The following is a 1,021-nucleotide window of genomic DNA, read 5'->3' as shown; positions in this document are numbered from 1 at the left end:
AGTAGCTGGTTATAATTAAATTAAAAATGGATTTTAGGTTCGATCCCCCCTGCCCCCCTTGATAAGGGGGGTGCCGATAGGCGGGGGGATCCCCCCTGCCCCCCTTGATAAGGGGGGTGTCTGACAACTTTTAACGCCTACCTACTTAATTGGTCGGACAAATTTCTTGTCTTTATTCCCTGACCCCTAGTTTAAGAGAATTGAGGGCCGCTGACAGCTTCAGGCTATATCCTAAAATTAGGGATAAAGTGACAGTAGGAGGCGAACCGATGATCTATCACATCACTACAGAAAGAGGTTGGCAAATAGCTCGTGAAATGGGGGAATATCGGGCGTATTCCCTAAAAAATGAGGGATTTATCCATTGCTCCACCTTAGAACAAATTCCGAAAGTTGTGGCCGCTTTTTATCAAAATCAGCCAGACTTGCTGGTTTTAGCCATTTCTCCTGAACAATTGCAGTCCCCGGTGAAATGGGAGCAGCCCCAGCATCCTAACCCAGAAAATGCAACTCTAGAGCTAGAAAAAGAGACCTTTCCCCATATTTACGGTGCTATCAACCTAGAATCGGTAGTTTTTGTCAAACCCCTAGAGGAGTTGCTCAATTCCTAAGTAGGGATGCACAATTATTTGTAGGATGGGTTAGCGGTAGCGTAACATGAGCGGGCGTTGGGTTTCATGCTTCAACCCAACCTACGTTCATCTAGAAAAAGAGACCTTTCCCCATATTTACGGTGCTATCAACCTAGAATCGGTAGTTTTTGTCAAACCCTTACAGGATTTGCTCAATTCCTAGAACTAAATCATCTAACTCTTGGTAATCGGGGAGAGTAGTATCAATGCTCAACCCGCGCCGAATCACAAGGCGATCCCACTGTGGTCGCGATAATAGCTCGCTAAAGTAGCGAGCCTTGAAAATTAACAAATTTGCCTCTAGACCCGTCTTAATGCGCCCTAAATGGGGCAATCCGAGCAGATTGGCTGGGGTGAGGGTGACACTATTTACCCAGTCAGCGTAGGGT

The 1,021-nt window shown here is 46.1% G+C and carries 1 protein-coding gene and 2 pseudogenes; 2 read left to right on the top strand and 1 reads right to left on the bottom strand.

All coding sequences use genetic code 11. The annotated features are described in order from the left end of the window. The first annotated feature begins 269 nt into the window (after nucleotides 1-269). Together PX481_RS13535 and PX481_RS13530 are read left to right on the top strand one after the other, a co-directional pair. Nucleotides 270-611, top strand: coding sequence for a DUF952 domain-containing protein (locus PX481_RS13535; protein WP_002763205.1), 342 nt, complete (start codon nucleotides 270-272; stop codon nucleotides 609-611). Nucleotides 612-696: 85 nt separating this feature from the next. Further along, nucleotides 697-795, top strand: a pseudogene (locus PX481_RS13530) (DUF952 domain-containing protein); the annotation flags it as partial. Here PX481_RS13530 and PX481_RS13525 read toward each other — a convergent pair. Continuing rightward, nucleotides 772-1,021 (bottom strand): annotated as a pseudogene (locus PX481_RS13525) (cytosine deaminase); the annotation flags it as partial. The pseudogenes PX481_RS13530 and PX481_RS13525 sit on opposite strands and share 24 nt — an antisense overlap.

This window comes from Microcystis sp. M53603_WE2 (assembly GCF_030065435.1).
Note: the sequence above shows the minus strand (reverse complement) of the source record. Positions and strands in the feature narration are given on the sequence as shown.